Annotated in this window: 35 protein-coding genes; 24 read left to right on the forward strand and 11 right to left on the reverse strand. The window is 64.5% G+C overall.

Translation table 11 applies throughout. The features are described 5' to 3' along the window. Positions 1-71: 71 nt before the first annotated feature. Together NLM32_RS21595 and NLM32_RS21600 are read left to right on the forward strand one after the other, a co-directional pair. Entirely contained in the window at positions 72-1,313 is a 1,242-nt protein-coding gene (locus NLM32_RS21595; RefSeq protein WP_254130906.1) for a serine hydrolase, read from the forward strand. 171 nt (positions 1,314-1,484) lie between these two features. Next, entirely contained in the window at positions 1,485-2,366 is an 882-nt protein-coding gene (locus NLM32_RS21600) for a GyrI-like domain-containing protein (RefSeq protein WP_254130907.1), read from the forward strand. A gap of 46 nt (positions 2,367-2,412) precedes the next feature. Here the strand turns inward: NLM32_RS21600 and NLM32_RS21605 are convergent, their stop codons facing one another. Further along, positions 2,413-3,543 carry an NAD(P)/FAD-dependent oxidoreductase gene (locus tag NLM32_RS21605; protein WP_254130908.1) on the reverse strand — a complete coding sequence of 377 codons (1,131 nt, stop codon included), beginning with the start codon at positions 3,541-3,543 and terminating at the stop codon, positions 2,413-2,415. Positions 3,544-3,620: 77 nt separating this feature from the next. On the opposite strand from NLM32_RS21605, the gene NLM32_RS21610 reads away from it, so the two are divergent. After that, positions 3,621-4,301, forward strand: coding sequence for a TetR/AcrR family transcriptional regulator (locus tag NLM32_RS21610; protein WP_254130909.1), 681 nt, complete (start codon positions 3,621-3,623; stop codon positions 4,299-4,301). 79 nt (positions 4,302-4,380) lie between these two features. Here NLM32_RS21610 and NLM32_RS21615 read toward each other — a convergent pair whose 3' ends face one another. Next, positions 4,381-4,878, reverse strand: coding sequence for a peptide deformylase (locus NLM32_RS21615; RefSeq protein WP_254130910.1), 498 nt, complete (start codon positions 4,876-4,878; stop codon positions 4,381-4,383). Between the two features lie 78 nt (positions 4,879-4,956). Between NLM32_RS21615 and NLM32_RS21620 the strand changes: the two genes are divergently transcribed. Next, positions 4,957-5,541 (forward strand): TetR/AcrR family transcriptional regulator, encoded by a 585-nt coding sequence (locus NLM32_RS21620; RefSeq protein WP_254130911.1) that lies wholly within the window; start codon positions 4,957-4,959, stop codon positions 5,539-5,541. Between the two features lie 92 nt (positions 5,542-5,633). Beyond that, complete coding sequence (locus NLM32_RS21625) at positions 5,634-6,224, forward strand: DUF308 domain-containing protein (protein ID WP_254130912.1); 591 nt, start codon at positions 5,634-5,636, stop codon at positions 6,222-6,224. A gap of 25 nt (positions 6,225-6,249) precedes the next feature. On the opposite strand, the gene NLM32_RS21630 is transcribed toward NLM32_RS21625, so the two are convergent. Continuing rightward, positions 6,250-6,726, reverse strand: a complete 477-nt coding sequence (locus NLM32_RS21630; RefSeq protein ID WP_254130913.1) for an Lrp/AsnC family transcriptional regulator — start codon at positions 6,724-6,726, stop codon at positions 6,250-6,252. 110 nt (positions 6,727-6,836) lie between these two features. Here NLM32_RS21630 and NLM32_RS21635 point away from each other — a divergent pair, with 110 nt between their 5' ends. Next, a complete protein-coding gene (locus NLM32_RS21635; protein WP_254130914.1) occupies positions 6,837-7,370 on the forward strand; it encodes an alpha/beta fold hydrolase in 534 nt (177 codons plus the stop codon). 19 nt (positions 7,371-7,389) lie between these two features. Continuing rightward, positions 7,390-7,965, forward strand: a complete 576-nt coding sequence (locus NLM32_RS21640) for an SRPBCC domain-containing protein (protein WP_254130915.1) — start codon at positions 7,390-7,392, stop codon at positions 7,963-7,965. Here NLM32_RS21640 and NLM32_RS21645 read toward each other — a convergent pair. Further along, positions 7,950-8,411 carry a cupin domain-containing protein gene (locus NLM32_RS21645; RefSeq protein WP_254130916.1) on the reverse strand — a complete coding sequence of 154 codons (462 nt, stop codon included), beginning with the start codon at positions 8,409-8,411 and terminating at the stop codon, positions 7,950-7,952. The two genes, NLM32_RS21640 and NLM32_RS21645, sit on opposite strands and share 16 nt — an antisense overlap. A gap of 184 nt (positions 8,412-8,595) precedes the next feature. Between NLM32_RS21645 and NLM32_RS21650 the strand changes: the two genes are divergently transcribed. Further along, positions 8,596-9,822, forward strand: a complete 1,227-nt coding sequence (locus NLM32_RS21650) for an MFS transporter (RefSeq protein ID WP_254130917.1) — start codon at positions 8,596-8,598, stop codon at positions 9,820-9,822. Between the two features lie 18 nt (positions 9,823-9,840). On the opposite strand, the gene NLM32_RS21655 is transcribed toward NLM32_RS21650, so the two are convergent. The 4 genes from NLM32_RS21655 to NLM32_RS21670 form a co-directional block, all read right to left on the reverse strand. Then, entirely contained in the window at positions 9,841-10,227 is a 387-nt protein-coding gene (locus tag NLM32_RS21655) for an ester cyclase (protein ID WP_254130918.1), read from the reverse strand. Positions 10,228-10,283: 56 nt separating this feature from the next. Beyond that, a complete protein-coding gene (locus NLM32_RS21660; protein ID WP_254130919.1) occupies positions 10,284-11,156 on the reverse strand; it encodes a helix-turn-helix domain-containing GNAT family N-acetyltransferase in 873 nt (290 codons plus the stop codon). Between the two features lie 41 nt (positions 11,157-11,197). Continuing rightward, on the reverse strand, positions 11,198-11,614 hold the full coding sequence (locus NLM32_RS21665; RefSeq protein ID WP_254130920.1) for a cupin domain-containing protein: 417 nt from the start codon (positions 11,612-11,614) through the stop codon (positions 11,198-11,200). Positions 11,615-11,684: 70 nt separating this feature from the next. After that, positions 11,685-12,086, reverse strand: a complete 402-nt coding sequence (locus tag NLM32_RS21670) for an Ohr family peroxiredoxin (protein ID WP_254130921.1) — start codon at positions 12,084-12,086, stop codon at positions 11,685-11,687. A 143-nt stretch (positions 12,087-12,229) separates the two neighbouring features. On the opposite strand from NLM32_RS21670, the gene NLM32_RS21675 reads away from it, so the two are divergent. After that, positions 12,230-12,700, forward strand: coding sequence for a MarR family winged helix-turn-helix transcriptional regulator (locus NLM32_RS21675; protein ID WP_254130922.1), 471 nt, complete (start codon positions 12,230-12,232; stop codon positions 12,698-12,700). 84 nt (positions 12,701-12,784) lie between these two features. On the opposite strand, the gene NLM32_RS21680 is transcribed toward NLM32_RS21675, so the two are convergent. Further along, positions 12,785-12,937, reverse strand: a complete 153-nt coding sequence (locus NLM32_RS21680; RefSeq protein ID WP_254130923.1) for a hypothetical protein — start codon at positions 12,935-12,937, stop codon at positions 12,785-12,787. Between the two features lie 204 nt (positions 12,938-13,141). Between NLM32_RS21680 and NLM32_RS21685 the strand changes: the two genes are divergently transcribed. Beyond that, positions 13,142-14,035: a LysR family transcriptional regulator gene (locus NLM32_RS21685; RefSeq protein ID WP_254130924.1), complete on the forward strand. Its 894-nt coding sequence runs from the start codon at positions 13,142-13,144 to the stop codon at positions 14,033-14,035. Here the strand turns inward: NLM32_RS21685 and NLM32_RS21690 are convergent. Then, entirely contained in the window at positions 14,032-14,376 is a 345-nt protein-coding gene (locus NLM32_RS21690) for an MmcQ/YjbR family DNA-binding protein (RefSeq protein WP_254135385.1), read from the reverse strand. The two genes, NLM32_RS21685 and NLM32_RS21690, sit on opposite strands and share 4 nt — an antisense overlap. 69 nt (positions 14,377-14,445) lie before the next feature. Between NLM32_RS21690 and NLM32_RS21695 the strand changes: the two genes are divergently transcribed. From NLM32_RS21695 to NLM32_RS21725, 7 genes are all read left to right on the forward strand, one after another. Beyond that, the gene (locus NLM32_RS21695) at positions 14,446-14,997 is read left to right on the forward strand and encodes a carboxymuconolactone decarboxylase family protein (protein WP_254130925.1); all 552 of its coding nucleotides are present in this window, start codon (positions 14,446-14,448) and stop codon (positions 14,995-14,997) included. 109 nt (positions 14,998-15,106) lie between these two features. Beyond that, positions 15,107-15,733: a PadR family transcriptional regulator gene (locus NLM32_RS21700; protein ID WP_254130926.1), complete on the forward strand. Its 627-nt coding sequence runs from the start codon at positions 15,107-15,109 to the stop codon at positions 15,731-15,733. Positions 15,734-15,748: 15 nt separating this feature from the next. Then, positions 15,749-16,393 (forward strand): O-methyltransferase, encoded by a 645-nt coding sequence (locus NLM32_RS21705; RefSeq protein ID WP_254130927.1) that lies wholly within the window; start codon positions 15,749-15,751, stop codon positions 16,391-16,393. Positions 16,394-16,628: 235 nt separating this feature from the next. Then, the gene (locus NLM32_RS21710) at positions 16,629-18,284 is read left to right on the forward strand and encodes an acetolactate synthase large subunit (RefSeq protein ID WP_254130928.1); all 1,656 of its coding nucleotides are present in this window, start codon (positions 16,629-16,631) and stop codon (positions 18,282-18,284) included. Between the two features lie 244 nt (positions 18,285-18,528). Continuing rightward, positions 18,529-20,355, forward strand: a complete 1,827-nt coding sequence (locus NLM32_RS21715) for a chloride channel protein (RefSeq protein ID WP_254130929.1) — start codon at positions 18,529-18,531, stop codon at positions 20,353-20,355. Between the two features lie 24 nt (positions 20,356-20,379). Continuing rightward, positions 20,380-20,727, forward strand: coding sequence for a Lin0512 family protein (locus tag NLM32_RS21720; RefSeq protein ID WP_254130930.1), 348 nt, complete (start codon positions 20,380-20,382; stop codon positions 20,725-20,727). Between the two features lie 4 nt (positions 20,728-20,731). Continuing rightward, positions 20,732-21,424 (forward strand): GNAT family N-acetyltransferase, encoded by a 693-nt coding sequence (locus NLM32_RS21725; protein ID WP_254130931.1) that lies wholly within the window; start codon positions 20,732-20,734, stop codon positions 21,422-21,424. Between the two features lie 31 nt (positions 21,425-21,455). On the opposite strand, the gene NLM32_RS21730 is transcribed toward NLM32_RS21725, so the two are convergent. Continuing rightward, positions 21,456-22,025, reverse strand: a complete 570-nt coding sequence (locus NLM32_RS21730; RefSeq protein ID WP_254130932.1) for a hypothetical protein — start codon at positions 22,023-22,025, stop codon at positions 21,456-21,458. 246 nt (positions 22,026-22,271) lie between these two features. Here NLM32_RS21730 and NLM32_RS21735 point away from each other — a divergent pair, with 246 nt between their 5' ends. From NLM32_RS21735 to NLM32_RS21765, 7 genes are all read left to right on the forward strand, one after another. Then, on the forward strand, positions 22,272-23,456 hold the full coding sequence (locus tag NLM32_RS21735; RefSeq protein WP_309144855.1) for a serine hydrolase domain-containing protein: 1,185 nt from the start codon (positions 22,272-22,274) through the stop codon (positions 23,454-23,456). Positions 23,457-23,551: 95 nt separating this feature from the next. Next, complete coding sequence (locus NLM32_RS21740) at positions 23,552-23,761, forward strand: DUF2892 domain-containing protein (RefSeq protein WP_254130934.1); 210 nt, start codon at positions 23,552-23,554, stop codon at positions 23,759-23,761. Next, entirely contained in the window at positions 23,758-24,279 is a 522-nt protein-coding gene (locus NLM32_RS21745) for an RNA polymerase sigma factor (protein WP_254130935.1), read from the forward strand. Before NLM32_RS21740 ends, NLM32_RS21745 begins: the two co-directional genes overlap by 4 nt. A 3-nt stretch (positions 24,280-24,282) precedes the next feature. Continuing rightward, complete coding sequence (locus tag NLM32_RS21750) at positions 24,283-24,624, forward strand: carboxymuconolactone decarboxylase family protein (RefSeq protein WP_254130936.1); 342 nt, start codon at positions 24,283-24,285, stop codon at positions 24,622-24,624. A 31-nt stretch (positions 24,625-24,655) separates the two neighbouring features. Then, positions 24,656-25,321, forward strand: a complete 666-nt coding sequence (locus NLM32_RS21755; protein WP_254130937.1) for a DUF429 domain-containing protein — start codon at positions 24,656-24,658, stop codon at positions 25,319-25,321. A gap of 116 nt (positions 25,322-25,437) precedes the next feature. Beyond that, positions 25,438-25,581, forward strand: a complete 144-nt coding sequence (locus tag NLM32_RS21760) for a hypothetical protein (protein WP_254130938.1) — start codon at positions 25,438-25,440, stop codon at positions 25,579-25,581. Positions 25,582-25,662: 81 nt separating this feature from the next. Next, positions 25,663-26,367: a glutathione S-transferase family protein gene (locus NLM32_RS21765; RefSeq protein WP_254130939.1), complete on the forward strand. Its 705-nt coding sequence runs from the start codon at positions 25,663-25,665 to the stop codon at positions 26,365-26,367.

Consider the following 26,367-nt stretch of genomic DNA (forward strand, 5'->3'; position numbering starts at 1 on the left):
CAGCGCCTGTGTCGGATGTGTCTCATGCACGCACGTGCTACCTCAGCATCATCTCTCTGGAGCCAGTGTTGATGTCCGTCCCGCCCGCCAATCCCACCTCCACCGACCCCGAAGCTCTCGGCTGGATGTGCGGCTTCCCACCGTCCCCCGATCGCCTCGTCACCTTCCAGAACGGCTCGTTCCGCAATTTCCCTGAACTCCGCTGGGCCTGGAGCAACATCCGCCAGTTGGTGCCGACGGTGAATGTCTGGCGCGGGGCGGGGCCTGCCTCCGTGCTGCCGTGTGCGGAGCAGGACATCGGCGCGGTCGCCTCGACCACGATGGACGGGCGTCCCATGACGTTCGCGAAGATGCTGGAAGAAACCTACACCGACGGCATCGCGGTGTTGCATCGGGGCAAGCTGATCTATGAGCGCTATTTCGGCGCGTTGAAGCCGCACAAGCCGCATATCGCGATGTCCGTGACGAAGTCGTTCACCGGTACGCTCGCGGGCATCTTGATCGCCGAGGGCAAGATCGATCCGCAGGCGCCTGTGACCGACTACGTGCCGGAGCTGAAGGCGAGCGCATTTGGTGATGCGCGCGTGCACGAGGCCATGGATATGACCACCGGGCTCGCATACACCGAAGTCTACACCGACAAGAATTCGCACGTCTGGGGCTTGCGCCGCGCCAACGGCATGGCGCCGATTCCGCCGGACTATGACGGCGCCACCAACATTTTCGATTTCCTCATTGCGCAGACGAAGCAGGGCGAGCACGGCAAGGCGTTTGCCTACAAGACCGTCAATTCCGACGTGCTGGCCTGGATCATCAGGCGCGCCAGCGGCATGACGCTGTCCGACCTGCTGTCTGAACGCATCTGGCAGCCGATGGGCGCGGAGGAGGACGCGCATTATCACGTCGATCGCATCGGCACCGAGAGCGGCGGGGGTGGCCTGTCCACCACGCTGCGCGATCTCGCCCGCTTCGGCGAGACCATTCGCAATCACGGTCGCTTCAACGGCCGCCAGATCGTGCCGTCGCAGGTGGTCGAGGACATCGCACGCGGCGGCGACCCCGAAAAGTTCAAGCCGGCCGGCTACACCACGCTGCCCGGCGCGTCCTACCGGAATCAATGGTGGGTGACGCACAACGCCCACGGCGCCTGTATGGCGCGCGGCGTTCACGGCCAGGGCATCTACATCGATCCCAAGGCCGAGATGGTGATCGCGCGCTACGCCTCGCACCCCATGGCAGGCAACGCCGCCAACGATCCCGCGACGCTGCCGGCGTATATGGCGCTGGCGAAGGAATTGATGGCGGGCGGGTAGGCCTCTTGTAGGATGGGTAGAGCGAAGCGAAACCCATCATCGCGCCTCCATTAAGAACGCGATGGGTTTCGCTTCGCTCTACCCATCCTACAGGTTTCAGCCAAACCGCAAGATCGGTCGAGCACGTCACGCCCATCTTCGCCTAACTCAATCCGCCACGGAGGAGGGACGATGACGGCGGCATTGCAAAACTACCAAGCCCGGATGCGGCGGGTGCTGGATCATATTGACCGGCATCTCGACGAAGATCTGGACCTGGACAGCTTGAGCGCTGTCGCGGCGTTCTCGAAGTTTCATTTCCACCGGCAGTTCACGGCGACCTTCGGGCTCTCCGTGCATCGCTATGTCCAGCTCGCCCGTCTGAAGCGCGCGTCGCATCAGTTGGCCTACAATGACGCTCTTGATGTCACCGACATCGCGATGGATGCCGGCTACGACGCGCCTGACGCCTTCGCCCGCGCCTTTCGGCAACGGTTCGGGCAATCGCCGTCGTCGTTCCGGAAATCGCCGGACTGGGAGCCGTGGCTTGCGGCCTTCGGGCCTCTCGACAACGCGAGGAGCAAGCTCATGCAGAAGAATTTTACCACTGACGACGTGACGATCCGCGATGTGCACCCCACGCGTGTCGCGATCTTGGAGCATCGGGGAAGTCCTGAGACGCTTGGTGACACGATCCGGCGGTTCATCGCGTGGCGCAAGGCCGCGTGCCTGCACCCCAGGACCAGTCCGACCTTCAATGTCTGGCACTCCGAGGGGCGTCCGGTGCAGCAGGACGAATATAGCATCGACCTCTGCGTCGGGACCGACCAGCCGATCGAGCCGAATGGCGAAGAGATCAAGGCCGGCGAGATTCCCGGCGGACGCTGCGCGGTGCTGCGCGTCGTCGGCTTCACCGACAATCTGGAGCCCGCCGCGCTCTATCTCTATCGCGACTGGCTTCCAGCCAGCGGCGAGGAAGCGCGCGACTTCCCGATCTACTGCCAGCGGCTCAGCCTGTTCCCGGAGGTGCCGGAGCATGAGGCCATGGCGGACGTTTTCCTGCCGTTGAAGTAGTCGCTCGGATGGCGTGTAGGACGGATTGCGCTTGCGCTCATCCGCCCTACGCCTGTCGCATCCCCGTGAAGAAGTCCACCAGGCCGAACGGCGCGCGTTCGCCGAGGCAGAGCTCCAGGATTTCATGCGCGCCGATTGCGGCAGAGCGGCTGCGCGGGAACAGCGCGGCTTCGTAAGTCGCTAATGCCGCTTCGATGTCGTCGGGGTAGGCAGCGATGGCCTTGCCAAGCTCGGCGCCATCGAGCATCGCGAGGTTTGCGCCGTCGCCGGCCGGCGGCATCAAATGCGCGGCATCGCCGAGCAGCGTCACTCCACCCTCACGCTCCCAGCGATGGTCGTTGGGTAGCGCGTGGAGCATGCGCAGCACCAGCGGCGTGTCGGCGTCGGTGATCAGCGCCGTGAGCCCCGGCGCCCAGCCGGCGAATTCGGTCGCGATGCGTGCCGTTGCAGTGGGGACATCGGTGAAGTCGATCGCGGAAAACCATTCGGCGGAACGGTTCAGCGCGATATAGGCGTGAAGCGCGCTGTCCGGCTCGCGGTGCGCGAAAATGCCTTTGCCGGGCGCGTTCGCGAACAGCGCACCGCCGCCGACAGCCTCGGCCGCAGCACGATGCCGCGCGTCCGCATCATGCAGATAAGTCTCGATGAAGGACGTTCCGACATATTTGGGCGTCGCATCCGACAGCAGCGGTCGCACCTTTGACCACGCCCCGTCGGCGCCAACGAGAAGTTCGGTGCTGACGCCAAAACCGTCGGCGAATGTCAGCTCATGCCGCCCGGCACCGCGTGCAACCACGCCCGCAAGCTTCTTGTCCCATCGGATCGTCTCGGCGGGCAGGGAGTCCAGAAGGATGCGCCGCAGCGCGCCGCGACGCACCTCAGGTCGCCCGCCCGTGCCGTCGTCGGGCTCGTCGAGCAACACCTTGCCATTCTGGTCGAGAACGCGCGAGGCCTGGCCGCCCTCATGGATGAGCGCGCGGAATTCCTCGAACAAGCCAGCCGCCTTGAGTGCGAGCTGTCCGCTGTCGTCGTGGATGTCGAGCATGCCGCCTTGCGTCCGCGCCATCGCCGACGCTTCGGCCTCGTAGACGGTGACGGGAATGCCATGCAGGTGAAGTACGCGGGCGAGGGTGAGGCCGCCGAGGCCTGCACCGACAATCGTAACCGGAGGCGTCATCGGGTTCTTTACCAATGTGAATGGAACGTTGTTCCATAGCATTGGAACGACGTTCCAGTCATGTCAAGATGGCGACCATGGCGAAGAAGACCAACCGGATTGAGCGGCGCACCGATGCGCTCACGCGGGAGCGGATCGTCGCGGCCGCAATCGAGATCCTGGACAGCGGCGGCGAGGGCGCGCTGACCGTCCGCGCGCTCGCGGCGCATCTGGCAACCGGAAGCGGGGCGATCTATTGGCACGTGGCCGACAAGGGCGAGCTGCTTGCGGCCGCGACTGACGAGGTCATCGCGCGTGTCATGTCCGAGCTGCCCGGCGGCACCAGGCCGCGCGAGGCGATCCGTGCGGTCGCACTCGGCGTATTCGACGCGATCGATGTCCACCCCTGGGTCGGCGCGCAGCTGTTTCGCGAGCCGTGGCGGCCGGCGATGCTGGACATCATCGAGAGCGTCGGCGGACGGCTCCAGGCGCTCGGCGTGCCCAAGGCTGCGCAGTTCGATTCCGCATCGGCGCTGGTGCACTACATCCTCGGGGTCGCCGGACAGAACGCCGCGAACGCCCGCGTTCATGCCCCCGATACGGATCGATCGGCCTTTCTTGCATCCGTCGCGGCGCAGTGGGAGGCGCTCGATTCCGCAAAATATCCATTCGTGCGGCAGATGGCGACGCAGCTCCGCGACCACGACGACCGCGCGCAGTTCTTGGCCGGCATCGATCTGATCCTGGCGGGGATCGGTACGTTAGGTAGGGCGGATTAGCGAAGCGTAATCCGCCATCTTGGAGCGGCGCATAAACATGGCGGATTACGCCTTTGGCTAATCCGCCCTACGGAACCGTTCACCCCCGCGCCATCTTCTCGAATTTCTTCACCAGCCGCTCGCGCTTGAGCCGCGACAGCCGCTGGATCCAGAACATCCCGTCGAGCTGGTCGATCTCGTGCTGATGGCAGACGGCGCGCAAGGCCTCGGACTCCTCGCTTTGCGCGTTGCCGTCGAGATCCCAGTAGCCGATCCGCACCCGGGCGTGGCGCTGCACCTCGTCATTGACGCCGGGCATCGAGACGCTGCCTTCCTTGTGCAGGATCATCTCGGGCGAGGCCCATTCGATCACGGGATTGACGTAGGTCTGCGGGCCCACCTTGGCGTCGAGCTCGAGCACGACGATGCGCAAGGGCACGCCGATATGCGGCGCCGTGATGCCGATGCCGGGCGCGGCGCGCATCGTCTCCAGCAGATCGGCTGCGAGCTCGCGCAAGCCATCGTCGAAGGCGGTGACGGGCCGCGCGGGCATGGCGAGGCGGCGGTCGGGGTAGCGAACGATCGGACGAATGGTCATTTGAGGCTCCTACCACTCACGGGGGAGTGAAGCACCCCGGTTCTTGACGATCTACCAACTGGTAGGTAGTCAAGGGTCATGACCAATGTTTCCTCGACCGCCGACGACATCCTGGCTTGCGCCCGCACGTTGATCATCGCGGGCGGCTACAACGGCTTCAGCTATGCCGACGTCGCCGACATCGTCGGCATCCGCAAGCCGAGCATCCACCACCATTTCGCCAGCAAGGTCGATCTGGTCCGCACCCTGGTGTCGCGCTATCGCGAGGAGGCCGAAGCAGGGCTGGCGGCGCTCGAGCGCAATGTTCCGGACCCGCGCGAGCAGCTCAAAAGCTACGTGGCGTATTGGGAAGCGTGCATCGGCGATGCAACGGCGCCCTTCTGCGTCTGCGCGCTGCTGGCCAGCGAGCTCCCGATCCTGCCGGAGGAGGTGGCGCTCGAAGTCCGCTCGCATTTCCGCTCGCTGGCGTCCTGGCTGACGTCGGTGATGGAGCGCGGCAAGCGGAAGGGGCAGCTGAAACTCTCCGGCGCGGCCCGGGTCGAGGCTGAAGGGTTCATGGCGACCATTCATGGCGCGATGCTATCGGCACGTGCCTATGGCGATCCCAGGATGTTCGGTGTGATCACCGCGCCGCTGCTGGAGCGGCTCTCCACGAAGCACTGAGGACATCGACGAGACGACAGCGGCGCCCGCAGGCATCGGGGCGGAGCGTCTTGCGCGTAAAACTACCAACTAGTAGGTAAGGGGTGAAAGCAATGGCTCATCTTCAAACGGATCTCGTTCGTGACGATCGCGAGCAATGGCTCAAGCAATATTACTTCCTCCGCGCGGCCTTCTCCGTTGCCTGGGTCGTTGCCGCGATTGCCGTCGCATCGTCGTCTTCGGCGATCGCCGGCGCGTTGCTCGTGCTCTATCCGGCGTGGGACGCCGCGGCCAATTTCGTGGACGCTCTGCGCAGCGGCGGGCTCGCGCAAAATCGTACGCAGGCGCTGAACGTTGCGGTCAGCCTCGCGACATCAGTCGCGGTCATCGTGGCCCTGCAAACGAGCATGAACGGGGTGCTCGGCGTCTTCGGCGCCTGGGCGATCCTGTCCGGCTTGCTCCAGCTGGGGACCGCGGTCCGGCGCTGGAAAAGTTTTGGCGCGCAATGGGCCATGGTGCTCAGCGGCGGTCAGTCGGCGCTCGCCGGCAGCTTCTTCATCTTTCAGGCGACGACGCCGATGTCGCCGTCGATCGCAAACGTCGCGGGCTATGCCGGCGTCGGTGCGCTCTACTTCCTGGTCTCGGCCGTATGGCTCACCGTCGGCGACTGGCGCAGGCGTACCAGGCGGATGCAGCAGGGGTGATGCGATCGAATGGTCAAATCCCGCGCTAGCTCTTTTGGATCAGCTCACGCCCGATACGCTTCGGCGGTTCGCTCCGCAGCACGATCGCCGTCGTGACCGAACCATATCGGGCAATCGCATCGACGATACTCTCGAGCTCCGCCGGCGAGGGCACCATCACCTTGAGGTGAAAGCAATCCTCGCCGGTCAACCTCAGGACCTCGATGATCTCAGGCATCTCCGCAAACTGCTTCAGGCAGGCCTTGATGTGCTCATGCGTCGTCCGCAGCCGGATGATGGCCATCATGTGGAGGCCGACCGCGGCCGGATCGATGACGGCGCGATAGGCCTTGATGATCCCGCGCTCCTCCAGCCGCTTCAGCCGTTCCGAGGTGGCCGGCTGGGACAGGCCGACCTTTCTGCCCAATTCCGAGACGCTGATGCGGCCATCGTCCTGCAGCGTTTCGATGATCGCGACATCGGTCGGATCGAGAACGGGATGAAACTCTTGGCTTCGCGTCATGACCTCTAATCTATCGGAATTGCGCTTCGCTTTCCGATGAATGCCAATTCCGTTTGCGCTTGTAAATCGCCATGCTCCGCGCCAGCGTGATGAAAGACGAGAGGTGAGGCGTGACGGAATTCATTCATTTGCCGGGCATTGGCAACTCCGGCGAAGCCCATTGGCAAAGCCGTTGGGAGCTGGCTGATCCTGCGATCCGCCGTTTCGCTCCGGCCAATTGGGAGCAACCTGATCTGGTCGACTGGATCGCGGCCCTGGATCGGGCCGTCGGCGCGGCGACAAGGCCGCCGGTGCTCGTGGCTCACAGCCTGGCCTGCCTGCTCGTTGCGCATTGGCAAAAACAGATGTCCGCGCCGGTGAAGGGAGCGCTTCTGGTTGCCGTTCCCGATCCGCGGTCTCCGGCGTTTCCTGTCGAGGCCGCCGCGTTCGCATCCGTACCGGAAGAGCGTCTTCGTTTTCCCTCGTTGATCGTGGCCAGCAGCAACGACCCTTACGCGTCGCTGCCATACGTGGAAGCAAGAGCAGGGCAGTGGGGCAGCGATCTCGTCAACATCGGCGCGAGGGGCCACATCAATGGCGGGAGCAATCTCGGCGACTGGCCGGAAGGGCGTCAGATACTCATGGAATTTGATGCGCGGATCTAGATGAGGGGCAGGTCAATCTGTGTCGTTTCATACGGTGCTTCAGTCGATCAGCATTGCAGCCGAACCGCGGGATGTGTGGGCGGCCCTGACCGGTCGCGATGCCGGGGACCAATGGCGCAATGCCCACTTTAGGACCGGTTGGCAGACCGGCGACCTGATCGAGATCGAGGCGATCATCGGACCGAGACGTTATCGGGACAAAGGGCAGGTCGTTCAGGTCCAGCCGCACGCGCTGCTGCAATACACCTATTGGTCCAGCGTGTCCGGTCTGCCGGATCGTGCGGAATGCTATTCGACCGTCACCATGACGCTCGAGTCCAAGCAGGGTGACGAGGGCGCGGAGACGATCTTGACGGTGGAACAGAGCGTGCCACCATCATCGGTGCGGAAGGGGCCGGGCTGGGAAATCGGCGAGGAGTCCGGGGCGAAGCATGTCGCTTTCTATTGGCGAGTGACCCTTCCGGTCCTCAAGCGCGTCGTGGAGGAAGCGCGGGGGGGCGCCGTGATCCGATGCTGCTGGATCGAATGGATCGCCAGGTGGCTCGCTTTCGCAAAAGGCACTTCCTGTAAGTTCTCGGCTTACCTGTGCGGATAGGGCGTGCCGTCCTTATGCACGAACCGTCCATCGGAATTGGCGCTCATCATGTCGATGTCGGAGCAGGTCGTGAGGTCCTCGGGCGCACGCGAGCCCACCTCGAGATAGACGGCAATCGCGTCCGACCGGTTGATCATGTGATGGCCGTTGCCGCTGCCTTTCGGGAAGGCCGCGCAGTCGCCGGCGCGCAGCACCGTTTCGCATTCGTCTTCGACGAGGGTCACTTCGCCTTCGAGCACATAGACGAATTCGTCCTCATGCGAATGCCAATGCCGCTGGCTCGACCAGTTGCCAGGCGGCAGTCGCATCAGATTGACGCCGAAATCGGAAAGGCCCCCGGCATTGCCGAGCCGCTTGCGGATGCGCTCCGCACAAGGGGCGTCGAAGGGTGCGGGATAACCGGAGCCCTTGCGGGCCGGAACGGCGGCGACGTCGATTTTCGGCATGCATGACTTCCTGACATCTGCTGCCAGCACATAGGCAGCGTGCGCGGGGCGCACCAGAGGCATCCGCCGCGGAACCATGCGCTGTCGGCAGTCGTGATAGCTTGCGAAATAAAGTAGGGTCGCCCTGTCTGCTTTCCCCATTTCCATTCGTCTTCCACCCAGACAGACCTGACGGGAGACAAAAATGACTTCTTCCTCTTATCGCTGGGTGATCGTCGCCGCCGGCGGCCTGCTTGGCTGCGTCGCGATCGGCGGCATGTTTTCGCTGCCGGTGTTCCTGCAGCCGATCGCCAAGGACACCGGCTGGTCGGTGACCGGCATTTCCAGCGCGATGACGATCGGTTTTCTGGCGATGGCCTTCACGAGCATGGCCTGGGGCTCGTTGACGGATAAGTTTGGTCCGCTGCCGGTGGTGCTGACGGGATCGGTCGTGTTGGCGCTGAGCCTGTTCGCCGCGAGCCACGCGACCTCGCTGATCGCGTTCCAGTTCGTGTTCGGCCTTTTGGTCGGCGCTTCCTGCGCCGCGATCTTCGCGCCGATGATGGCGACCGTCACCGGCTGGTTCGACACCCATCGCGGCCTTGCGGTCTCGCTGGTGTCGGCCGGCATGGGCGTGGCGCCGATGACGATGGCGCCGCTCGCGGCATGGCTCGTGTCCAACCACGACTGGCGCACCGCGATGCAGATCGTGTCGCTGGTGGTCGCCGTCATCATGATCCCGGTCGCGCTTTTGGTCCGCCGTCCGCCGGCGCTTGCGCATCCGCCGGTCGGCGCAGCGGGGCCGGGTGGACCGCAATCCGAGATGACGGTGGGCGAAGCGCTGCGTTCGCCGCAATTCCTGATCCTGATCGCGACCAATTTCTTCTGCTGCGCCACGCATTCCGGTCCGATCATTCACACCGTCAGCTATGCCGTCAGTTGCGGCATCCCGCTGATCTCGGCGGTGACGATCTACAGTGTCGAGGGACTGGCTGGTCTCGGCGGCCGTATCGCATTCGGCCTGATGGGCGATCGCCTGGGCGCCAAGCGTGTGCTGGTCGGCGGCCTGCTCGCGCAAGCCTTCGGCGCGCTCGCCTATGTCTTCGCCCATGAGCTTACGACTTTCTACATGGTCGCGACCGTCTTCGGCTTCATCTATGCCGGCACCATGCCGCTCTATGCGGTGATCATCCGCGAGAACTTTCCGCTCAAGATGATGGGCACCGTGATCGGCGGCACCGCGATGGCCGGTAGTCTCGGCATGGCAACGGGCCCGCTCGCCGGCGGCATGATCTACGACGCGTTTTCCAGCTACGCCTGGCTCTATATCGGCTCCTGGGCGATGGGTCTCGGCGCGTTCCTGATGGCGATGACGTTCCGGCCCTTTCCGAAGCCGCAAAGCGAGCCCGCGCCGGCGCCGGTGGCGGCCTGAGCGGATCGAGGCGCAGCCTCAGAGCTGCGCCTCGATGGCCGCCTTGTCGACGAGCGACCACACCTGCCGGATCCTTCCGTCGTCGAATTCGTAGAACACGTTTTCGCAGAAGGAGACGCGCTTGCCGTTGACGGCAAGTCCGAGGAAGTTTCCGACCGGCTTGCAATCGAATTTCAACCGGCTGGCAATGCGCGGTGGTTCGGAGATCAGAAGCCTGATGTTGAAATGCAGATCCGGGATCTCGCGAAAATCCCGCTCCAGCATGGCGCGATAACCCGCCAGCCCGAGGGGCCATGCGTTGTGGGTGACCTCGTCATGGACGAATTGCCCGAGTGCAGGCCAATCCTGCCGGTTCAGGCAGGCGATGTAGTCGCGATAGATGTCGGCGAGTTCGACTGGCGTCATGGCGATGCTCCTGCGGCTCCGGGCCTAACGCGGGAGCAGGGGAATCGGCGTGCCGCTCACAAGGGTTTTTCGAAGAACAGATCTGGATACGGGTCGTCGTTGAAGCGCGGGATTTCGCGCCAGCCGGTGGTGCGGTAGAGCTGGCCGGCCTCGGGGAGCGCGCTGTTGGTGTCGAGCCGCAGCAGCGCGATGCCGAGCGTGCGCGCGGTATCCTCGGCGGCATCCATCAGGCGCTTGCCGAGGCCCAATCCGCGCGCGGAAGAGGCGACCCACAGCCGCTTGATCTCGGCATAGCCATGATCGGTTCCCTTCAACCCGACGCAGCCGATCGGTAACGTATCCGACATGGCGACGATGAAGCTGCCGCGGGGCCGGCGCATGTCCTTGGCATCGGGGTCGCGCGACAGCGAGACGTCAAATCCCTGTTTGAAGCGGCGCCCGAGCTCGGCATAATATTCCCTGAGGCAATAGCGCGCCTCGTCGCTGCGCGGATCCATCTCGGCAAGCGCGATACGGTCGCGCGTCAGCGCAGACGCAATCAGATCCATCGCCGCGAGCAGTGCTTCGCGCTGCCCATTGCGGGCGAGAAAGCCTTCGGCCTGCGTGTTGGACAGCGCTTCATAGGCTGCGAATTCGCGCTTGCCGGCGCGGGTAAGGCTGGCCACGCGGCGCCGCGCATCGTCCTCGTGCGGATGTGTTTCGATCAGGCCTTCATCTTCCAGGCTGCGCAACAGCCGGCTCATCAGCCCGGAATCGAGGCCGAGATAGTCGCGGGCCTCGCCGAGGTCGGAGCGTCCCTGTCCGATCGCATTGAGCACGCGCGCCGCGCCCAGCGGCCGGCCGCGCCCGAGGAATGAATTGTCGAGCGCGCCGACGGCGGAAGTCACGGCACGGTTGAAGCGGCGGACGCGGGAGACGGGATCGAGCATTATCTGACTTTAGTCAGATATCACGCCTTGGTCAATCGTGTTCACTTCGCGATCGTCAGCAGCGGCTTGTCCTTTTCGACGATATAGGTCGCAAGCTCGCTCGCGGACACGTCGCCGGCGTTCTTCGCGGCATGAATCGTTCCGGCAGGGATGAAGAGGACATCGCCGGTCTTCAACGTCACCGGCGGTTTACCGTCGAGGTCGTATTCGATGGAGCCGGCCAGCACATAGATGATCTCTTCGCCCGGATGGCTGTGCCGGCCAAACGCGACGCCCGGGGCGAGATCGACACGCACCTGGACGGCCTCGCGGCCGGGCGCGCTGAGATCGTGACGCTGCAGGTCGGTGCGGGTAACGCCGGCCGGCTGGGCCGCCGCGGCCGGCAGCGTGACGAGGTTGGTCGCGAGTACGGCTGCACTCGCCAGCACGCGCACGGTTCGCAGGAAAGAGTTGGTCATGGTCGGCTCCCGGATTGATGATCCGCGCCGCGCGCCCGGCCGTTCTTCGGCCGGGCCGCGTCGGGGTGTGTCAGACGAGGGTGGTGGTCACTTCGATGTTGCCGTGGACGGCCTTGGAGTACGGGCAGATGCCGTGCGCGGCCTCGATCAACTCCTGCGAAACTGCGCGATCTACGCCGGGGACGCTGACGTCGAGACGTGCGCGCAGGAAGAAGGCGCCGTTTGCGTTGTTCAGGTCGATCGCGGTGTCGACCGAGGGCTCTTCCGGCAGCTTGACCCTACGCTGGGCGGCGGCGAGGCCGATGGCGCCGAGATAGCAGGCCGACCAGGCGGCGGCGAACAGGTTCTCGGCAGCGGGGTGCGGCTGCGGCAGTTTGATGTCGAGTTGGCCGTCCTGCGAGCGCGCAGCGCCCTGATGACCTGCGGTGACGTGGGTCTTGCCGGTGAAGAGAACCTTTGCAGCGGTGGTCATGGCGATCGTCCTTTCCATTTTGATCGTGTCCGATCCAATCGGATACGATGCGAAATAAACCTCGCGCGTCCGCCGGTCAAGCTCTTCCGATTTAATCGGATGCGATTTATATGGATTGCGGATCACGAATTGCGGAGGTTCCAATGGCCCGTTCCCCCAAAACCGCCGATAAAGGCCGAAAACTCTCGAATTTCCTGTGCTTTGCCGTCTATTCGGCCAATCTGGCCTTCGGTCGTGCCTACAAGCCGCTGCTGGATAAGGTCGGCCTGACCTACACCCAGTACATCGCCATGGTGGCGCTATCGGACGAGGATGAGCTGACGGTCAGCGCGCTCGGCGAAAAACTGTTTCTGGAATCCAACACGCTGACGCCGATCCTGAAAAAGCTGGAGCAGGTGGGCTTCATCAAGCGCCACCGCGATCCCGCGGATGAGCGGCAAGTGCGGGTCAGCCTGACCCCGACCGGAAGGAAGCTGATCGAGCAGGATCTCGGCGAATCCGTGGTCGATGCGACGGGCCTGGGCGACGAATTTCCGGTGGTGCAGAAGACCGTAAGCCGGCTGCGCGACAATTTGCTGCGCAACACGCAGGCGGGCAGCGCGAATAAGCGTTAATCGAAACCGCGACCCGGATCTGATGTCAAAGTCGGAGGCGATGTTCGCCTCCGACGCAAGTATTAAGGACGAGCGCGCCGCATTCTAGATGCAGGTCACCTGCGGAATCATCCACGTCGCAACGGTCTGCCAGAGGCCGTCGTCGCGGCGCCGTTGATGAGAGACGAAGTCGGTACCGTCGTCGTGTACGAATTCGTAGCGATGGTTTTTCGTGGATGCGGTGTTGGGCTTGGCCATGGAAATCTCCATCAGAGAGAACCTTTCATCTTAGCTAGGTGCGGTGCAGTAGCGCGCCAATAGGAGGACGATCGTCATATCATCACGTTGCGGAGAGTGGCGGCGCTTCGCGCGGGCCGCCTGTGCCGGGATCGGCCGATCGCTCCGCGTGCGATCATCCCGCGGCTCTTGCCATCACCTGGCGGCTATGTTGAACAATCGGCCATGGACCGCTTCGAGACCATGCGCCTGTTCGTCCGCCTCGTGGAAAGGCGAAGTTTCACCGCTGCTGCGGCCGATCTCGGCCTGCCGCGCTCCACCGCAAGCGAAGTCCTGCGCGGCCTCGAGGCGCATCTCGGCGTGCGCCTGCTCGAACGCACCACGCGACATGTCACGCCGACGCTCGACGGCGAGGAGTATTATCGCCGCTGCGTCGCGATCCTGGCGGAGGTCGAGGAGGCGGAGAGCGCGATGCGCGACGCCCAGCCGCGCGGCCTGTTGCGGTTCGATGCGCATCCGCTGCTGACGCGCACCTTCATTCTGCCGAACCTGCCTGAATTCTTGGCGCGCCATCCGTTGATCGAGCTGCAGATCGGGCAGGGCGATCGCCTCGTCGATCTCGTGCGCGAGGGCGTCGACTGCGTCATCCGGTCCGGCCAGCCCGAAGACAGCGGCATGATCCAGCGCCGTCTCGGCTCGATTGCGGAGGTAACGGTGGCGAGCCCCGCCTATCTCGCCGCGCACGGCACGCCCGCGTCGCCGGATGCGCTCGACGGCCACCAGATGGTCGGCTTCATCTCGTCGCGAACCGGCGACGTGCTGCCGCTCGAGTTTTCCGTGGGCGGTGCCCTTCGCGAGATCGTGCTGCCGAGCCGGATCAGGGTGAACAATTCAGACACGATGGCGGATCTGGCGCGGCTCGGCTTCGGGCTGGCGCAGGCGCCGCGCTATCGTTTCGAAGATGATCTCGCCCGCGGCGCGCTGGTCGAAGTGCTGCCGAACCATCCACCATCACCGACGCCGCTGTCGGCGCTCTATCCGCAGAACCGCCAGCTCACGCTGCGCCTGCGCGTCTTCCTCGACTGGGTGGGACGCATTTTTGGCGAGGCCAAGCTCTAGTCCAGCCCCAGCGCCTTCCGCGATTTGCGTGTGAGCCTTGCCACGATCAGGGCGTGGGCCTGCGCGAGATAGGCCGTCAGCTCCGCATCGGGCAACGCGTTGTTGCTCACCAACTGCACCCATTTGGCCCGTGCCAGATAGGGCGCCGGCCGCGCGACACCGTGCTCGATCAGCATCGCATAGGCCATATCAGCGGTCTTGAACATGTAGCTTGCGGTAAAGCCGCCGCTCAGCGCGAACATCTTGCCGCCGACCTTGAACACGGAGGTGCCTTCCCACTGCACCACTTTGGTGGCAGCGGGCAGGCGCAGGCAACGGGCCTCGAAGGTCTTGGGAGTCATGCGATTGCAATAGCGGACATCGGCGCACCTTTGTGGCAGCATGCATGTTCCAACCGAGGATGGAATGCCATGTCGCGCGTTTCGATCAAGACCAGGGACGATCTGCCGGAAGCACTGCGCCCCCTGTGGGACAAGATGACGACCTATGGTGCGTTCGAGAACCAGGCCGGTGTGATGGCGCATCGCGCGCCGATCTTCAAGCACATGTGGTCGCTGCTGGTCGATCTCGCCAGCGAAGGCATGGTCTCGAAGCGCCATCTCGAGCTGGCGCTGGTCACGGTGTCGCTGCTCAACAAGTGCGATTACTGCGTTTCCCACCACGCGCCAAAACTCGCGGTGCAGGGCGTGTCAGAGGAGGGGGCCGCGCGCCTCATCGACTACAAGGATCACCCCGAACTCGATGAACGCGACAAGCTGGTCGTCGAATACGCCATTGCCGTCACCAACAACTGGAACAGGACGCGCGACGAGATCTTTGCCAGTCTGCGCATGCACTTCTCGGAAGCGCAGATCGTCGAGCTGACCTGGCGCATCGCGCTGTGCGGCGCCTTCAATCGCTTCAACGACATCCTCCAGCTCGAGGTCGAGCAGGGCGTTCCCCATAGCGAGGCTGCCGAGTAGCGGCCGGCGGCTGCGGCTTCCGGCCGACGATTGATCACGGACCCGTGATTTGCGCTTCGACTATCGCAAACTATATCGTAAGATATGTTTTGAGAAGGAGACGTAAGATATGTTCGGTAAACACCGAGACCACAGAGACTTTCACTTTGGGCACTTCGCCCACTTCGCCATGGGCCGGCATGGCGGGCGGCATCGCTTCGGCCGCGGCGGGCATGGCTTTTTCGGGCGCGGCGGCGACGAGTTTCCGGGCGCACGGCGGCTGTCCTCGCAGGACCTTCAGCTCGTGATCCTGGCGCTGCTCGCCGAAAAGCCCGCGCATGGCTACGAGCTGATCAAGATCATCGAGGAGCGTTCGGAGGGGTTTTATACGCCGAGCCCCGGCGTGATCTATCCAGCGCTGACCTATCTCGAGGAGGTCGGCCACACCAGCGTCGCCCAGGATGGCGGCAGAAAACTCTACAGCATCACGCCGCAGGGTGAGGCCTATCTCGCCGAGCAGCGTTGGACCGCTGATGCGATCCTCCAGGCGCTGTCACGGATCGGGCGCCGCATGGACGAGGTGCGCGAGGCCTTTGCCGGCGTCAGCGATCTCGATGCCGATGCCTCCGACGAGCTGCATCGGGCCCGCCACAACCTCAAGCGCGCGCTGCGTTCCAGGCACGGCAGCGACTCCGCCGAGGCGCGTCGCATCGCCGGCATCCTGGAGCGTGCAGCCGCGGAAATTCTCGGCAAGTGACGAGGAAAGCGGGACATGACTGATCAGCCGCCCAGCCCGATCCGAGATCCGCGCGTCAACGCCGTGATCGCGCGCCTGCAAGGCGCGCGGCAGCGGCCCTCCGGCGGCGGACCGCGCAGTTCTTTCAACAGCCGCGATCCCCACGCTTATGCCGAGCAGGGCTTTTCGATCCATCCCGAGCAAGGCGAGTTGATCTACCTGCTGTGCCGCGGCCTGCGCGCCACGCGCGTGGCGGAATTCGCGACCTCGGTCGGCATGTCGACACTCTATTTCGCCGCCGCCTTGCGCGACAATGGCGGCGGGAAGGTGATCGGCTCGGAGATCGTGCCAGCCAAGGTCGAGGCCGCCAGGCGTAACCTCGCTGAGGCGGGGTTGGCCGACTATGCCGAGATCCGCGAAGGCGACGCCCGCAAGACGCTGCGCGATCTCGGCGGCCCGGTCGATTTCGTCCTGATTGACGGATGGCCGGGCGAGGGTGGTCCCTCGCTTGCGCGCGAAGTGATCGAGATCGTTGCGCCGCAGCTGCTCGTAGGCGGCTATGTCATGAACGACAATGCCGAACCCGATTATCTCGCCTTCATCCGCGATCCCCAAAACGGCTTCGTGTCGATGACGCTGCCGCTCAAGGGCGGCACGGAGCTAAGCCTGAAGGTGAGGTGAGGTCCTCCGCCCACAATACCTTCCGTTGGTGTGCCATCGTTGAACGATGGTCTCGTGCCACGGGCGCAGCAACGCCAAGAGGCGTTGCTGCGCCATGAGAGCGATGGATACGAAGAAAATTCGTGCGCCCTGACAAGCCAGCTGCATTGTGAGTTGTGCCTGAACGCCACGCGGTTACGATGCGTGCCGAGTTCCTGCGGTGTGCAGGAGCGGACATCGTCACTGGAGAGGCGACATGAGCGAGCAGGAACGCAAAGTCAAAGGATCGGACCTGTTCGTCGCGGCGCTCGAGAACGAAGGCGTCGACCGAATTTTTGGTGTGCCTGGCGAGGAAAACCTCGACCTCGTCGAATCGCTGCGCACCTCGAAGATCGAGCTGGTCCTGACTCGCCACGAGCAAGCGGCCGCCTTCATGGCAGCGACCCACGGCCGGTTGACCGGCAAGCCCGGCGTCTGCCTCTCCACGCTTGGCCCGGGCGCGCTCAACCTGTCGACCGGTGCCGCCTATGCGCATCTCGGCGGGATGCCGATGATCCTCATCACCGGGCAGAAGCCGATCATGAGCAGTCGGCAGGCACGCTTCCAGATCGTGGACGTGGTTGCGACCATGAAGCCGCTGACGAAACTGTCGCGGCAGATCGTCAGCGCCTCCTCGATTCCGACCGTGGTCCGCGATGCCTTCCGCGTGGCGATGGAGGAGCGGCCGGGTCCGGTGCATCTGGAATTGCCCGAGGACATCGCGGGTGATGAGGTGGCTGCTACCCCGGTGATTCCGATTCATCCGATCGAAATCCCCGTTGCGCACCGCGCTGCGCTCGACCGTGCCGCCGAGATGATCCTGGCCGCCAAGCGCCCACTGGTGATGATGGGCGCTGCGACCAGCCGGCCGCACTCGACCCACGGCATCGCCAGCTTCGTGCGGCGGACCGGCATTCCCTTCTTCACCACGCAGATGGGGAAGGGCACCGTGCCCGGCGGCACCAATCTCTACATGGGCACCGCGGCACTGTCAGAGCGCGACTATGTCCATGATGCGATCGACGCCGCCGACCTGATCGTGGCGATCGGCCATGATCCGATCGAGAAGCCCCCCTTCATCATGGGGCCGTCGGGCCCGAAGGTCATTCACGTCAGCTACACGTCGGCGAGCGTCGAGCTCGTCTATTTTCCCGACGCCGAGGTCATTGGCGACGTCGGCCCGAGCCTGGAGCTCCTGGCCGACCGGCTCGAGGGCAAGCTGCCCCAGGCAGCGGCGCTGCTGCCGTTGCGCGAGGAGATCCTCAACCACATCGCCGACCGCGCTACCGAGACGCGCTGGCCGCCGACGCCGCAGCGCATCGTGCACGACATCCGCCAGGTCATCCCCGAGAACGGCATCGTCGCGCTCGACAACGGCATGTACAAGATCTGGTTCGCGCGCAACTACCGTACCCGCGTCGCCAACACGCTGCTGCTCGACAACGCGCTGGCGACGATGGGTGCCGGCCTGCCGTCGGCGATGATGGCCGCGATGCTCTATCCCGATCGCCGCGTGCTCGCGGTCGCCGGCGACGGCGGCTTCATGATGAACAGCCAGGAGATGGAAACCGCCGTCCGCCTCAAGCTCAATCTGGTCGTGCTGGTGCTTGAGGACAACGCCTACGGCATGATCCGCTGGAAACAGGCCGTCGACCATTTCGCCGATTACGGCATGACCTTCGGCAATCCCGACTTTGCGCTTTACGCCAAGGCCTATGGTGCCAAGGGCCACCGCATCGCCAGCATCGACAGCTTCGGTCCGACGCTCGATGCCGCCTTCAAGGAGGGCGGCGTGCATTTGGTCGTGATTCCGATCGATTATTCGGAGAACGTGCGGGTGCTGGTCGACGAGCTGCGCGCGCGGCAGAAATAGGAGAGCGGGGCCTGCATGGTTCGAGACGCCCGCTTTCAGCGGGCTCCTCACCATGAGGAATTAGCATCTCGCCGCATATCCGGACCTCATCCTGAGGAGCCCGCAAAGCGGGCGTCTCGAAGGATGGCCACATCGGGATGATCTCGGCCCGATTTACGGCTCGGTGAATACCAGCCATTCCTTGATATATATCGTTCTACGATATATTGGCAGGCGCGAAGCATCCTCCCGACAAGAGACATCCATGCGCCAGACCCCCGACATGACCGGCGGCCTCCCGCGGCCTCGCGGCAAGCCCGGAGATTTTACCGCCGACCGCCGCGTGCTGGTCCTGATCGGCATGGCGCTGCTGGTCGGCAGCATCAGTGCCGGGGCTGCTTGGGTGCTGCTGAAGCTGATCGCGCTGGTGACCAATCTGGTCTGGTTCGGCCATGTCAGCGCCGAGAATGTCTCGCTGGCCAATGCCCATCCGGGGATCTGGATGGTGCTGGCGCCGGCGCTGGGCGGTCTCGTGATCGGGTTGATGGCGCGGTTCGGCTCGGAGAAGATCCGCGGCCACGGTATTCCCGAGGCGATCGAGGCGATCCTGATCGGTGGCAGCCGCATGCAGCCGAAGGTCGCGATCCTGAAGCCGTTGTCCTCCGCGGTGTCGATCGGCAGCGGCGGTCCGTTCGGCGCCGAGGGACCGATCATCATGACGGGCGGCGCGATCGGATCGATCTTCGCCCAGTGCTTTCATCTCACCGCCGCCGAGCGCAAGACGCTGCTGGTCGCGGGCGCGGCCGCCGGCATGACGGCGATCTTCGGCACGCCGATCGCGGCGGTGCTGCTCGCGGTCGAGCTGCTGCTGTTCGAATGGAAGCCGCGCAGCTTCCTGCCTGTGGTGACGGGGGCGGTGATCTCGGCGGCGTGGCGCCCGCTGCTGTTCGGGACCGGACCGCTGTTTCCGTTCGCGGAGCGGCCGGATCTGCCCTGGTGGGGCCTCGTGGCTGCGATCGGCGTCGGCATCGTCGCCGGCCTGCAATCCGGGCTGATGACGCGGCTGCTCTACGCGATCGAAGACCTGTTCGACCATCTGCCGGTGCACTGGATGTGGTGGCCGATGCTCGGCGGCCTCGTCGTCGGCCTTGGCGGGCTGATCGATCCCCGCGCGCTCGGCGTCGGCTACGACGTCATTGCCGATCTGTTGTCCGGCCACATGGTGCGCGACGAGGCGATCCGGTTGCTGCTGGTGAAATCCGCGATCTGGGTGATCGCGCTCAGTTCGGGCACCTCGGGCGGCGTGCTGGCGCCGCTGCTGATCCTGGGCGGCACGGCCGGCTGGTTGGAGGGATTGGCGCTGCCGGGTGGCGCATCATTCTGGGCGCTGGTCGGCATGGCCGCGATGATGGGTGGCACGATGCGCTCGCCGCTCACCGGCGTGATGTTCGCGATCGAGCTGACCGGCAATATCGACATGCTGCTGCCGCTGCTGGCGGCGACCGGCGCGGCGCACGCCGTCACTGTGCTTTTGCTCAAACGCTCGATCCTGACCGAGAAGATCGCGCGCCGCGGCCAACACATCACGCGCGAATACGCGATCGATCCGTTCGAGCTGATTCGCACGGCCGATGTCATGGTCACCAAGGTCGACACGCTGCCGGTCGACATGTCCATCGATGCGGCGGTTGCTTTCTTCACCTCGGATCAGCGCCGTCACAAATCCTATCCCGTCGTCGCCGCCGATGGACGGCTGAACGGCATGGTGACCCGCGCCGACGTGCTGCGCTGGCGCACCGAGGGTGATCATCAGGCGGCGACGCTCGACGACGTCGTGTCGGATACTTCGGTCGTGGTGGCTCATCCCGACGACGTGCTGGGGCGGGTCGCCGATCTCATGGTCGCCTCCGACCTCGGGCGGCTGCCGGTGGTCGATCGTGCGAGCCATCGCGTGGTCGGCCTGGTCGCTCGCAAGGATTTGCTGAGAATTCGCGCGGTCGTGAACGCGCAGGAGGAGGACCGCAACGCATATTTCCTGCGCGAAAAGGCGCTTGTGCCGGAGGCGCGGATCGCGGAAGGTCAGCCCCTCTGAACTCCAGCACCGGCAGGAATGAACATGACTCGCGTTCGCTGTATCACCGAGATGGGCATGGGCGTCGACGTTCACGGCAGGGACGCCACCAAGGCAGCGAAGCGGGCGGTGTCGGATGCGATCCGGCACTCGAGCCTCGGCTTCTTCCGGATGATCGACAAGACCGCGAACGACATGTTCGTCGACGTCACCATCGGCGTGCCCAATCCCGAGGCCGTCGACAAGGAGGCGGTCGCGAAGGAGCTTCCCTACGGCACCGTGACCGTCACCGCGGTCAAGGGCGGGCTGGAGATTCCCTCGGCCACGGAAGTGGCCAATGATCCCATCCTGATCGCCAACGCCGCCGTCATCGTCAGCTTCGACAAGGACTAGGCCGGTGTCCGACAGCGATGTGCGGCTCCTGGACCGTCCGATCTGGAGCGCACTGACGACGAGCCATCGGCATCTGGCCGAAGGCGGGCCGCGCGCGCTGCGCTATCCCCTGGACATGACGCCGTTCGCCGACATGGTCGACATGTCGGCGGCAAGCTTTGCCGCGCTCGGTGATCTCATGTCCGGCTCACAAGTTGCCGCGCTGTTCACGCCTGATACGGTCGATGTTCCCGCGGGCTTCAAGGTCGTGTTGGCCGAAACCGGCGAGCAGATGATCGGCTCGCCCGCGGATAGCCCGTTGCGCGATGCCGAGATCGTCACGCTTGGTGCGGCCGACGTTCCCGCGATGATGGCGCTCACCGCGCTGACCAAGCCCGGGCCGTTTGCATTGCGAACGCATGAGCTCGGGACGTTCCTCGGCATCCGCGTCGACGGCGAGCTGGTCGCGATGACGGGCGAGCGGATGAAACCGGGGAAGTTCGTCGAGATGACCGCGGTCTGCGTTCATCCCGACTATCGCGGGCGCGGCTATGCGCAGGCGCTGCTCGCCGCGGTCGCGCGCCAGATCGAGGCGCGCGGCGAGATTCCGTTCCTGCACGTATTCTCCCACAACACGTCCGCCATCGCGCTCTATCAGCGCCAGGGCATGCACATCCGCCGTCGTCTGCACGTCACGGCGTTCATGAAGCAGGAATGACGGCCCGGCGGCCTGCGCCGGGCCGCGCATCCTAGGTCGTGTAGTCGACGAGCAGCGCGCTCGATGCGTTGGAGGACGCCGAGTTGCCGTTGGAGCCATAGGATGTCGACTGGCTGGTTGCGTTCTGGAGCAGCGAGATCAACTCCTTCATCAGCTCTGCGGTGGTGGCCGAAGACGAGCTGGACGAGGAATCGGACGACGAGGTCGAGTCGGTGCTGCCAGTGCTGCTCGTGCTCGACGAATCGCTGCTGCCATCGGGCGGTGGCGGCGGTCCGCCGGCGCCATTGGCGCTGCCGGAGAAGGTGTTGGCGAACACGTTCTTCAGCTCACTGGCCTGGTCGCTGGTCAGCTTGCCGCTCGACACCTCGTTCTGGATGAGGTCGTCGATCTTGGACTGCATCTCGTCGGCCGAGGGCGGCGACGAGGAGCTGGCGCTGGATGCGCTGCTCTTCATCGCCGAGTCGATATCGTCGAGCGCGGACGACAGTGCGGATTCATCGCTCGACGAGATGGTGCCCGCCGAGACTTCCTTGGTGAGCTCGCTCTTAAGGCGGTCGAGTGGGGAGTAGGAATTGGTGGTCGTTGCGGAGATCGAGGTCATTGCCGGTCACCCTTGATGAAATTGAAGATACGCTGAACATGGGTGTGAGGCTAAAGGTCGCGCGCTTAATGAGATCTTGCCGTAGGGATTGCTGGCGTTTTCGTTGTGTTGCTCGCGCCGAGGCGAACATGCGGTGAAACAAAAATGCGGGTGTTGACGGCGCCGGCCGCGCCTTGCGCGAACAGGCTTCCCCGCGGCCGATTCGTTGCTATATCCATCGCCATCATCTCGGGAAGGGACCGGTTTATGGATGCCAGAACGACAGATTTTTCCGCCGCGCGGACAGCGATGCAGCGCTACGTCGATCAGGAGATCGTCCCCGGCATGTCCTGGGCAGTGCTGCGCGGGCGCGAGGTGGTCGATCAGCAATGCGTCGGCTTTGCCGATCGCGAGGCGAAGACGGCGCTCCGGCCGGACCATATCTTTCGCGCGTTCTCCAACACCAAGATCTTCGTCACCTCCGCGATCATGCTGCTGGTCGAAGAGGGCCGCATCGGGCTCGATGATCCAATCGAGAAATTCCTGCCGCAGCTTGGCAATCGCAAGGTGCTGAAGCAGGGGGCTTCGAGCCTCGCCGATGCGGAGCCGGCGAAGAGCCCGATCACGATCCGGCACCTCCTGACCCACACCTCGGGCCTCAGCTACGGCATCTTCGATCCCGGCACCGTGCTGTTCAAGGGCTACAACGATGCGCGCGTGCTCAATCCGTTGACGCCTCTGACCGACATGATCGACAAGCTTGCCGATCTGCCGCTGTCCTACCATCCCGGTACCAGCTGGGAATATTCGGTGGCGACCGACGTGCTCGGTCGCGTCGTCGAGGTCGTCTCGGGAAAACCCCTCGACGCCTTCTTCAAGGCACGCATCTTCGATCCGCTCGGCATGACCGATACCGGCTTCTCGGTGCCCGAAGCGCAGCAGGGGAGGCTGGTCGCGCACTATACCGGTGCCGACGTGCTCGATCCGACCAAGCCGGGCCTCACCCGCGCCGACGATCTGCCTTACCCGCAGGCCTATCGACGGCCGTTCCCGCGGCTGTCGGGCGGTGGCGGGCTGGTCTCGACCCTGCCGGACATGCTCTCGCTGGTGCGTGCGCTGGTGCCCGGACCGGAGGCGCTGCTGAAGCCTGAGACGCTGCGGCAGATGATGACCAACCAGTTGCCGGCGGGCCAGACCATCCGATTTGCCAATCTCGGGCCGATGCCGGGCAAGGGCTTTGGCCTCGGGGGTGCCGTGACCTTCGCGCCGACGCAGTTCGATCCTCCGAATTCCACAGGCGAATTCCAGTGGGGCGGTCTTGCCGGCACCCATTGGTGGATCTGCCCTGAGGTCAACACCGCCGGCGTCCTGATGGCGCAGCGCCACATGGGCTTCTGGAATCCGTTCTTCTTCGAGTTCAAGCGCCTGGCCTACCAGGCGGTCGGAGGCTGACCGCAAAAAAATTGCAAGCAGCCGCGAATCCTTTTGCGCGATCGCGCCCTCTTCACGGTCGAGGCATTCCGTCTCGGCTCGTGTTGGAGGATGTGATGGCATTTTACAGGAAGAATATCGGCGGCCTGCACCAGGCGGTGCGGGTGGTCGCCGGAATCGCCGTAGCAATCGCGGCATTGGTTCATCTCACCGGTGCGCCGGCATGGCTGGTCGCGCTCGGCGGCGCCGGCTTCGCGCTGACCGGCCTCGTCGGCTATTGCCCGATGTGCGCGATGGCCGGCATCGGCAGGGGAGGCGTGTCGTGAGTGCTGCGGCGATCTCTTCAAACCTGTTCGAGGCGGCCCGGCTCGGCGATCCCCAGGCGATCGCGGTTCTGCTCGAGACGGCACAGCCGGATATCCGCCGTTACGCACGCGCGACCTGCCGCAATTCCGCGGACGCCGAGGACGCGGCGCAGGAAGCGTTGTGGATCCTGAGCCGGCATGTCGGCGCGATCCGTTCACTGCTCGCATTTTCGGCGTGGCTGTTCAGCGTGGTCCGGCGCGAATGCCTGCGCCTCGCGCGCAAGGCGGGCTTGGCCCCGTCGATCGACGAGAGCCAGGCGGAGGCCGCGCTGCTGTCGCGCCCAGAGGCCGATCTGCGGCTCGACGTGGCCGCGGCCTTCGAGGCGCTGCCGCTGCATTACCGCGATGTCGCGCTGATGCGCGACGTCAAGGAAATGACCATCGATGAAATCGCCGAGGCGCTCGGCGCAACGCGACAGACCGTGAAAGCGCGCCTGCATCGTGCCCGCGCCCTGATGCGCGAATATCTGACGAGGTGAGCCATGACCGAATATCAAACCCCCGACGATCTGAAGTCGATCCCGGCCTTCGTCGCGCTGGCGCCAATCGAGGCCAATGCGTTCCTCGCGTTCAACCACGCGGTCGAGCGCCACGACGGATTGATTCCGCCGAAATATCGCGAGCTGATCTCGCTCGCCGTCGCGCTCACCACGCAATGTGCCTATTGTCTCGATGTGCATGCGGCGCAGGCCGCGAAAGCCGGTGCCTCGCGTGAGGAGGTGGCGGAAGCCGCGCTGATCGCAGCCGCCGTGCGCGCCGGCGGCACGCTCGGCCATGCGCTGCTGGCACAACGGCTGTTCGAGCGGCATCGGGGCGCTGGATGAGCGAGCATTGGTGGAAGGCGGGACCGGACGCGTGAACAACTATCTCGGTCTCGACGGATTTCGTTTCGGCTGGGTCGCCGCGTGGATCGATGATCGCGGCGATCACGGCTTCGATTATTCGCCGGGCCTCACGCGCCTGCTCGCGATGCCGCATGCGCGTACGATGATCGATATGCCGATCGGGTTGAAGCCGACCGGCTATCGAACATGCGATCTGCGTGCACGCGAAATGGTGGGCCCGGCGGTGTTTCTCGGGGCCCGCCGCGATCTCTGGTTATTTTCCGACATGGCGTCGGCCAATCGGCATTATTGGGAGCACGAAGGCAAGGGCAGGGGTGTCTCGGCGCAGCTCTGGAACATCAGGGACAAGATCAGGGACGTCGACGCGATCATGACGCCGCCGCGGCAAGCGACAATCGGCGAAGCGCATCCGGAGTTGATTTTCTGGAATCTCTCAGGGCGTATCCGGCTTGCGAGGAAGGCATCGGCGCAAGGCCGCGAGCAACGCATCGCGCTGCTGGCGCAGCGCGGCTTCACGCGCTTGCCGAAATGGCTGACGCAGCGGCACGGCACCGGCATTGGCCGCGACGATCTCATCGATGCCTGCGCCTGCGCGGTCGCGGCGCGGGACAGCAGGCAGCGCGTCGGCGGGGATGAGATCGATCCGCGCGGGCTGCGCATGGAGATCAATTACTGAGGGCGCCGGGCTGCAGGCCAACCCGGGAAAAACAGGCAAATTATTTGAACCATGGAGGAACTGGCGATTGCCGGCGCGCGTTCCCCGTGCGAACCGAATTGAGAGAAGCCCGTGCGATGAATGATGCCAGCCAGTTCGCGACAGCGATGCTCGCGCTCGTTTTCACCGGAGCATTGCTCGTCACCGGGCAGCTCTTCATCGAGCAGCGCGCCCAGCGCGAAGCGCTCTACGCCACCAATCATTTGCTGCGGCCGTTGTAGTTTGACTGAATGACCCGGCCTTGCGCCGTTCGATGGCTCGCCTAGATTAAGCGCCATCTCACGCATGAAGCCGGGGTTCCGATGTCTGATTTGTCCGCCTTTCCGATCACCAAGCGCTGGCCTGCCAAGCATCCGGAGTTGCTCCAGCTCTATTCGCTGCCGACGCCGAACGGCGTCAAGGTTTCGATCATGCTGGAGGAGATCGGGCTGCCTTACGAGGTTCATCTCGTCGACTTCGGCAAGGACGACCAGAAGACGCCGGAATTCCTCTCGCTCAATCCCAATGGCAAGATCCCGGCGATCCTCGATCCCAACGGTCCCGGCGGCAGGCCGCTGCCGCTGTTCGAGTCCGGTGCGATTCTGCAATATCTCGCGGAGAAGACCGGCAAGCTGCTGCCGCAGGACGCCGCCCGGCGCTACCAGGCGATCCAGTGGGTGCACTTCCAGATGGGCGGCATCGGGCCGATGTTCGGCCAGGTCGGCTTCTTCAACAAATTCGCCGGCAAGGATTTTGAGGACAAGCGCCCGCTGGAGCGTTACGTGGGCGAGTCCAAGCGCCTGCTCGGCGTGATGGAGACGCATCTCACCGGACGGCAATGGTTCATGGATGACGACTACACCATCGCCGACATCTCCATGCTTGGCTGGGTACGCAACCTCATCGGCTTTTACGGTGCCGGCGATCTCGTCGCATTCAGCCAATTCAAGTCGGTCGCGGCCTGGCTTGAGCGCGGGCTGGCCCGTCCGGCCGTTGAGCGCGGATTGAATATTCCGAAGCGGCCTTGA

Source organism: Bradyrhizobium sp. CCGUVB14, assembly GCF_024199935.1.
GTDB lineage: Bacteria > Pseudomonadota > Alphaproteobacteria > Rhizobiales > Xanthobacteraceae > Bradyrhizobium.

Coding starts and splice junctions, on each gene's coding strand:
- NLM32_RS21750 (WP_254130936.1), top strand. CDS start 24,283: ATGACCGAATATCAAACCCCCGACGATCTGAAGTCGATCCCGGCCTTC.
- NLM32_RS21740 (WP_254130934.1), top strand. CDS start 23,552: ATGGCATTTTACAGGAAGAATATCGGCGGCCTGCACCAGGCGGTGCGG.
- NLM32_RS21675 (WP_254130922.1), top strand. CDS start 12,230: ATGGCCCGTTCCCCCAAAACCGCCGATAAAGGCCGAAAACTCTCGAAT.
- NLM32_RS21665 (WP_254130920.1), bottom strand. CDS start 11,614: ATGACCAACTCTTTCCTGCGAACCGTGCGCGTGCTGGCGAGTGCAGCC.
- NLM32_RS21600 (WP_254130907.1), top strand. CDS start 1,485: ATGACGGCGGCATTGCAAAACTACCAAGCCCGGATGCGGCGGGTGCTG.
- NLM32_RS21650 (WP_254130917.1), top strand. CDS start 8,596: ATGACTTCTTCCTCTTATCGCTGGGTGATCGTCGCCGCCGGCGGCCTG.
- NLM32_RS21625 (WP_254130912.1), top strand. CDS start 5,634: ATGGCTCATCTTCAAACGGATCTCGTTCGTGACGATCGCGAGCAATGG.
- NLM32_RS21610 (WP_254130909.1), top strand. CDS start 3,621: ATGGCGAAGAAGACCAACCGGATTGAGCGGCGCACCGATGCGCTCACG.
- NLM32_RS21695 (WP_254130925.1), top strand. CDS start 14,446: ATGTCGCGCGTTTCGATCAAGACCAGGGACGATCTGCCGGAAGCACTG.
- NLM32_RS21710 (WP_254130928.1), top strand. CDS start 16,629: ATGAGCGAGCAGGAACGCAAAGTCAAAGGATCGGACCTGTTCGTCGCG.
- NLM32_RS21680 (WP_254130923.1), bottom strand. CDS start 12,937: ATGGCCAAGCCCAACACCGCATCCACGAAAAACCATCGCTACGAATTC.
- NLM32_RS21715 (WP_254130929.1), top strand. CDS start 18,529: ATGCGCCAGACCCCCGACATGACCGGCGGCCTCCCGCGGCCTCGCGGC.
- NLM32_RS21660 (WP_254130919.1), bottom strand. CDS start 11,156: ATGCTCGATCCCGTCTCCCGCGTCCGCCGCTTCAACCGTGCCGTGACT.
- NLM32_RS21720 (WP_254130930.1), top strand. CDS start 20,380: ATGACTCGCGTTCGCTGTATCACCGAGATGGGCATGGGCGTCGACGTT.
- NLM32_RS21730 (WP_254130932.1), bottom strand. CDS start 22,025: ATGACCTCGATCTCCGCAACGACCACCAATTCCTACTCCCCACTCGAC.
- NLM32_RS21685 (WP_254130924.1), top strand. CDS start 13,142: ATGGACCGCTTCGAGACCATGCGCCTGTTCGTCCGCCTCGTGGAAAGG.
- NLM32_RS21765 (WP_254130939.1), top strand. CDS start 25,663: ATGTCTGATTTGTCCGCCTTTCCGATCACCAAGCGCTGGCCTGCCAAG.
- NLM32_RS21735 (WP_309144855.1), top strand. CDS start 22,272: ATGGATGCCAGAACGACAGATTTTTCCGCCGCGCGGACAGCGATGCAG.
- NLM32_RS21595 (WP_254130906.1), top strand. CDS start 72: ATGTCCGTCCCGCCCGCCAATCCCACCTCCACCGACCCCGAAGCTCTC.
- NLM32_RS21605 (WP_254130908.1), bottom strand. CDS start 3,543: ATGACGCCTCCGGTTACGATTGTCGGTGCAGGCCTCGGCGGCCTCACC.
- NLM32_RS21630 (WP_254130913.1), bottom strand. CDS start 6,726: ATGACGCGAAGCCAAGAGTTTCATCCCGTTCTCGATCCGACCGATGTC.
- NLM32_RS21690 (WP_254135385.1), bottom strand. CDS start 14,376: ATGACTCCCAAGACCTTCGAGGCCCGTTGCCTGCGCCTGCCCGCTGCC.
- NLM32_RS21670 (WP_254130921.1), bottom strand. CDS start 12,086: ATGACCACCGCTGCAAAGGTTCTCTTCACCGGCAAGACCCACGTCACC.
- NLM32_RS21760 (WP_254130938.1), top strand. CDS start 25,438: ATGAATGATGCCAGCCAGTTCGCGACAGCGATGCTCGCGCTCGTTTTC.
- NLM32_RS21620 (WP_254130911.1), top strand. CDS start 4,957: ATGACCAATGTTTCCTCGACCGCCGACGACATCCTGGCTTGCGCCCGC.
- NLM32_RS21655 (WP_254130918.1), bottom strand. CDS start 10,227: ATGACGCCAGTCGAACTCGCCGACATCTATCGCGACTACATCGCCTGC.
- NLM32_RS21700 (WP_254130926.1), top strand. CDS start 15,107: ATGTTCGGTAAACACCGAGACCACAGAGACTTTCACTTTGGGCACTTC.
- NLM32_RS21615 (WP_254130910.1), bottom strand. CDS start 4,878: ATGACCATTCGTCCGATCGTTCGCTACCCCGACCGCCGCCTCGCCATG.
- NLM32_RS21645 (WP_254130916.1), bottom strand. CDS start 8,411: ATGCCGAAAATCGACGTCGCCGCCGTTCCGGCCCGCAAGGGCTCCGGT.
- NLM32_RS21705 (WP_254130927.1), top strand. CDS start 15,749: ATGACTGATCAGCCGCCCAGCCCGATCCGAGATCCGCGCGTCAACGCC.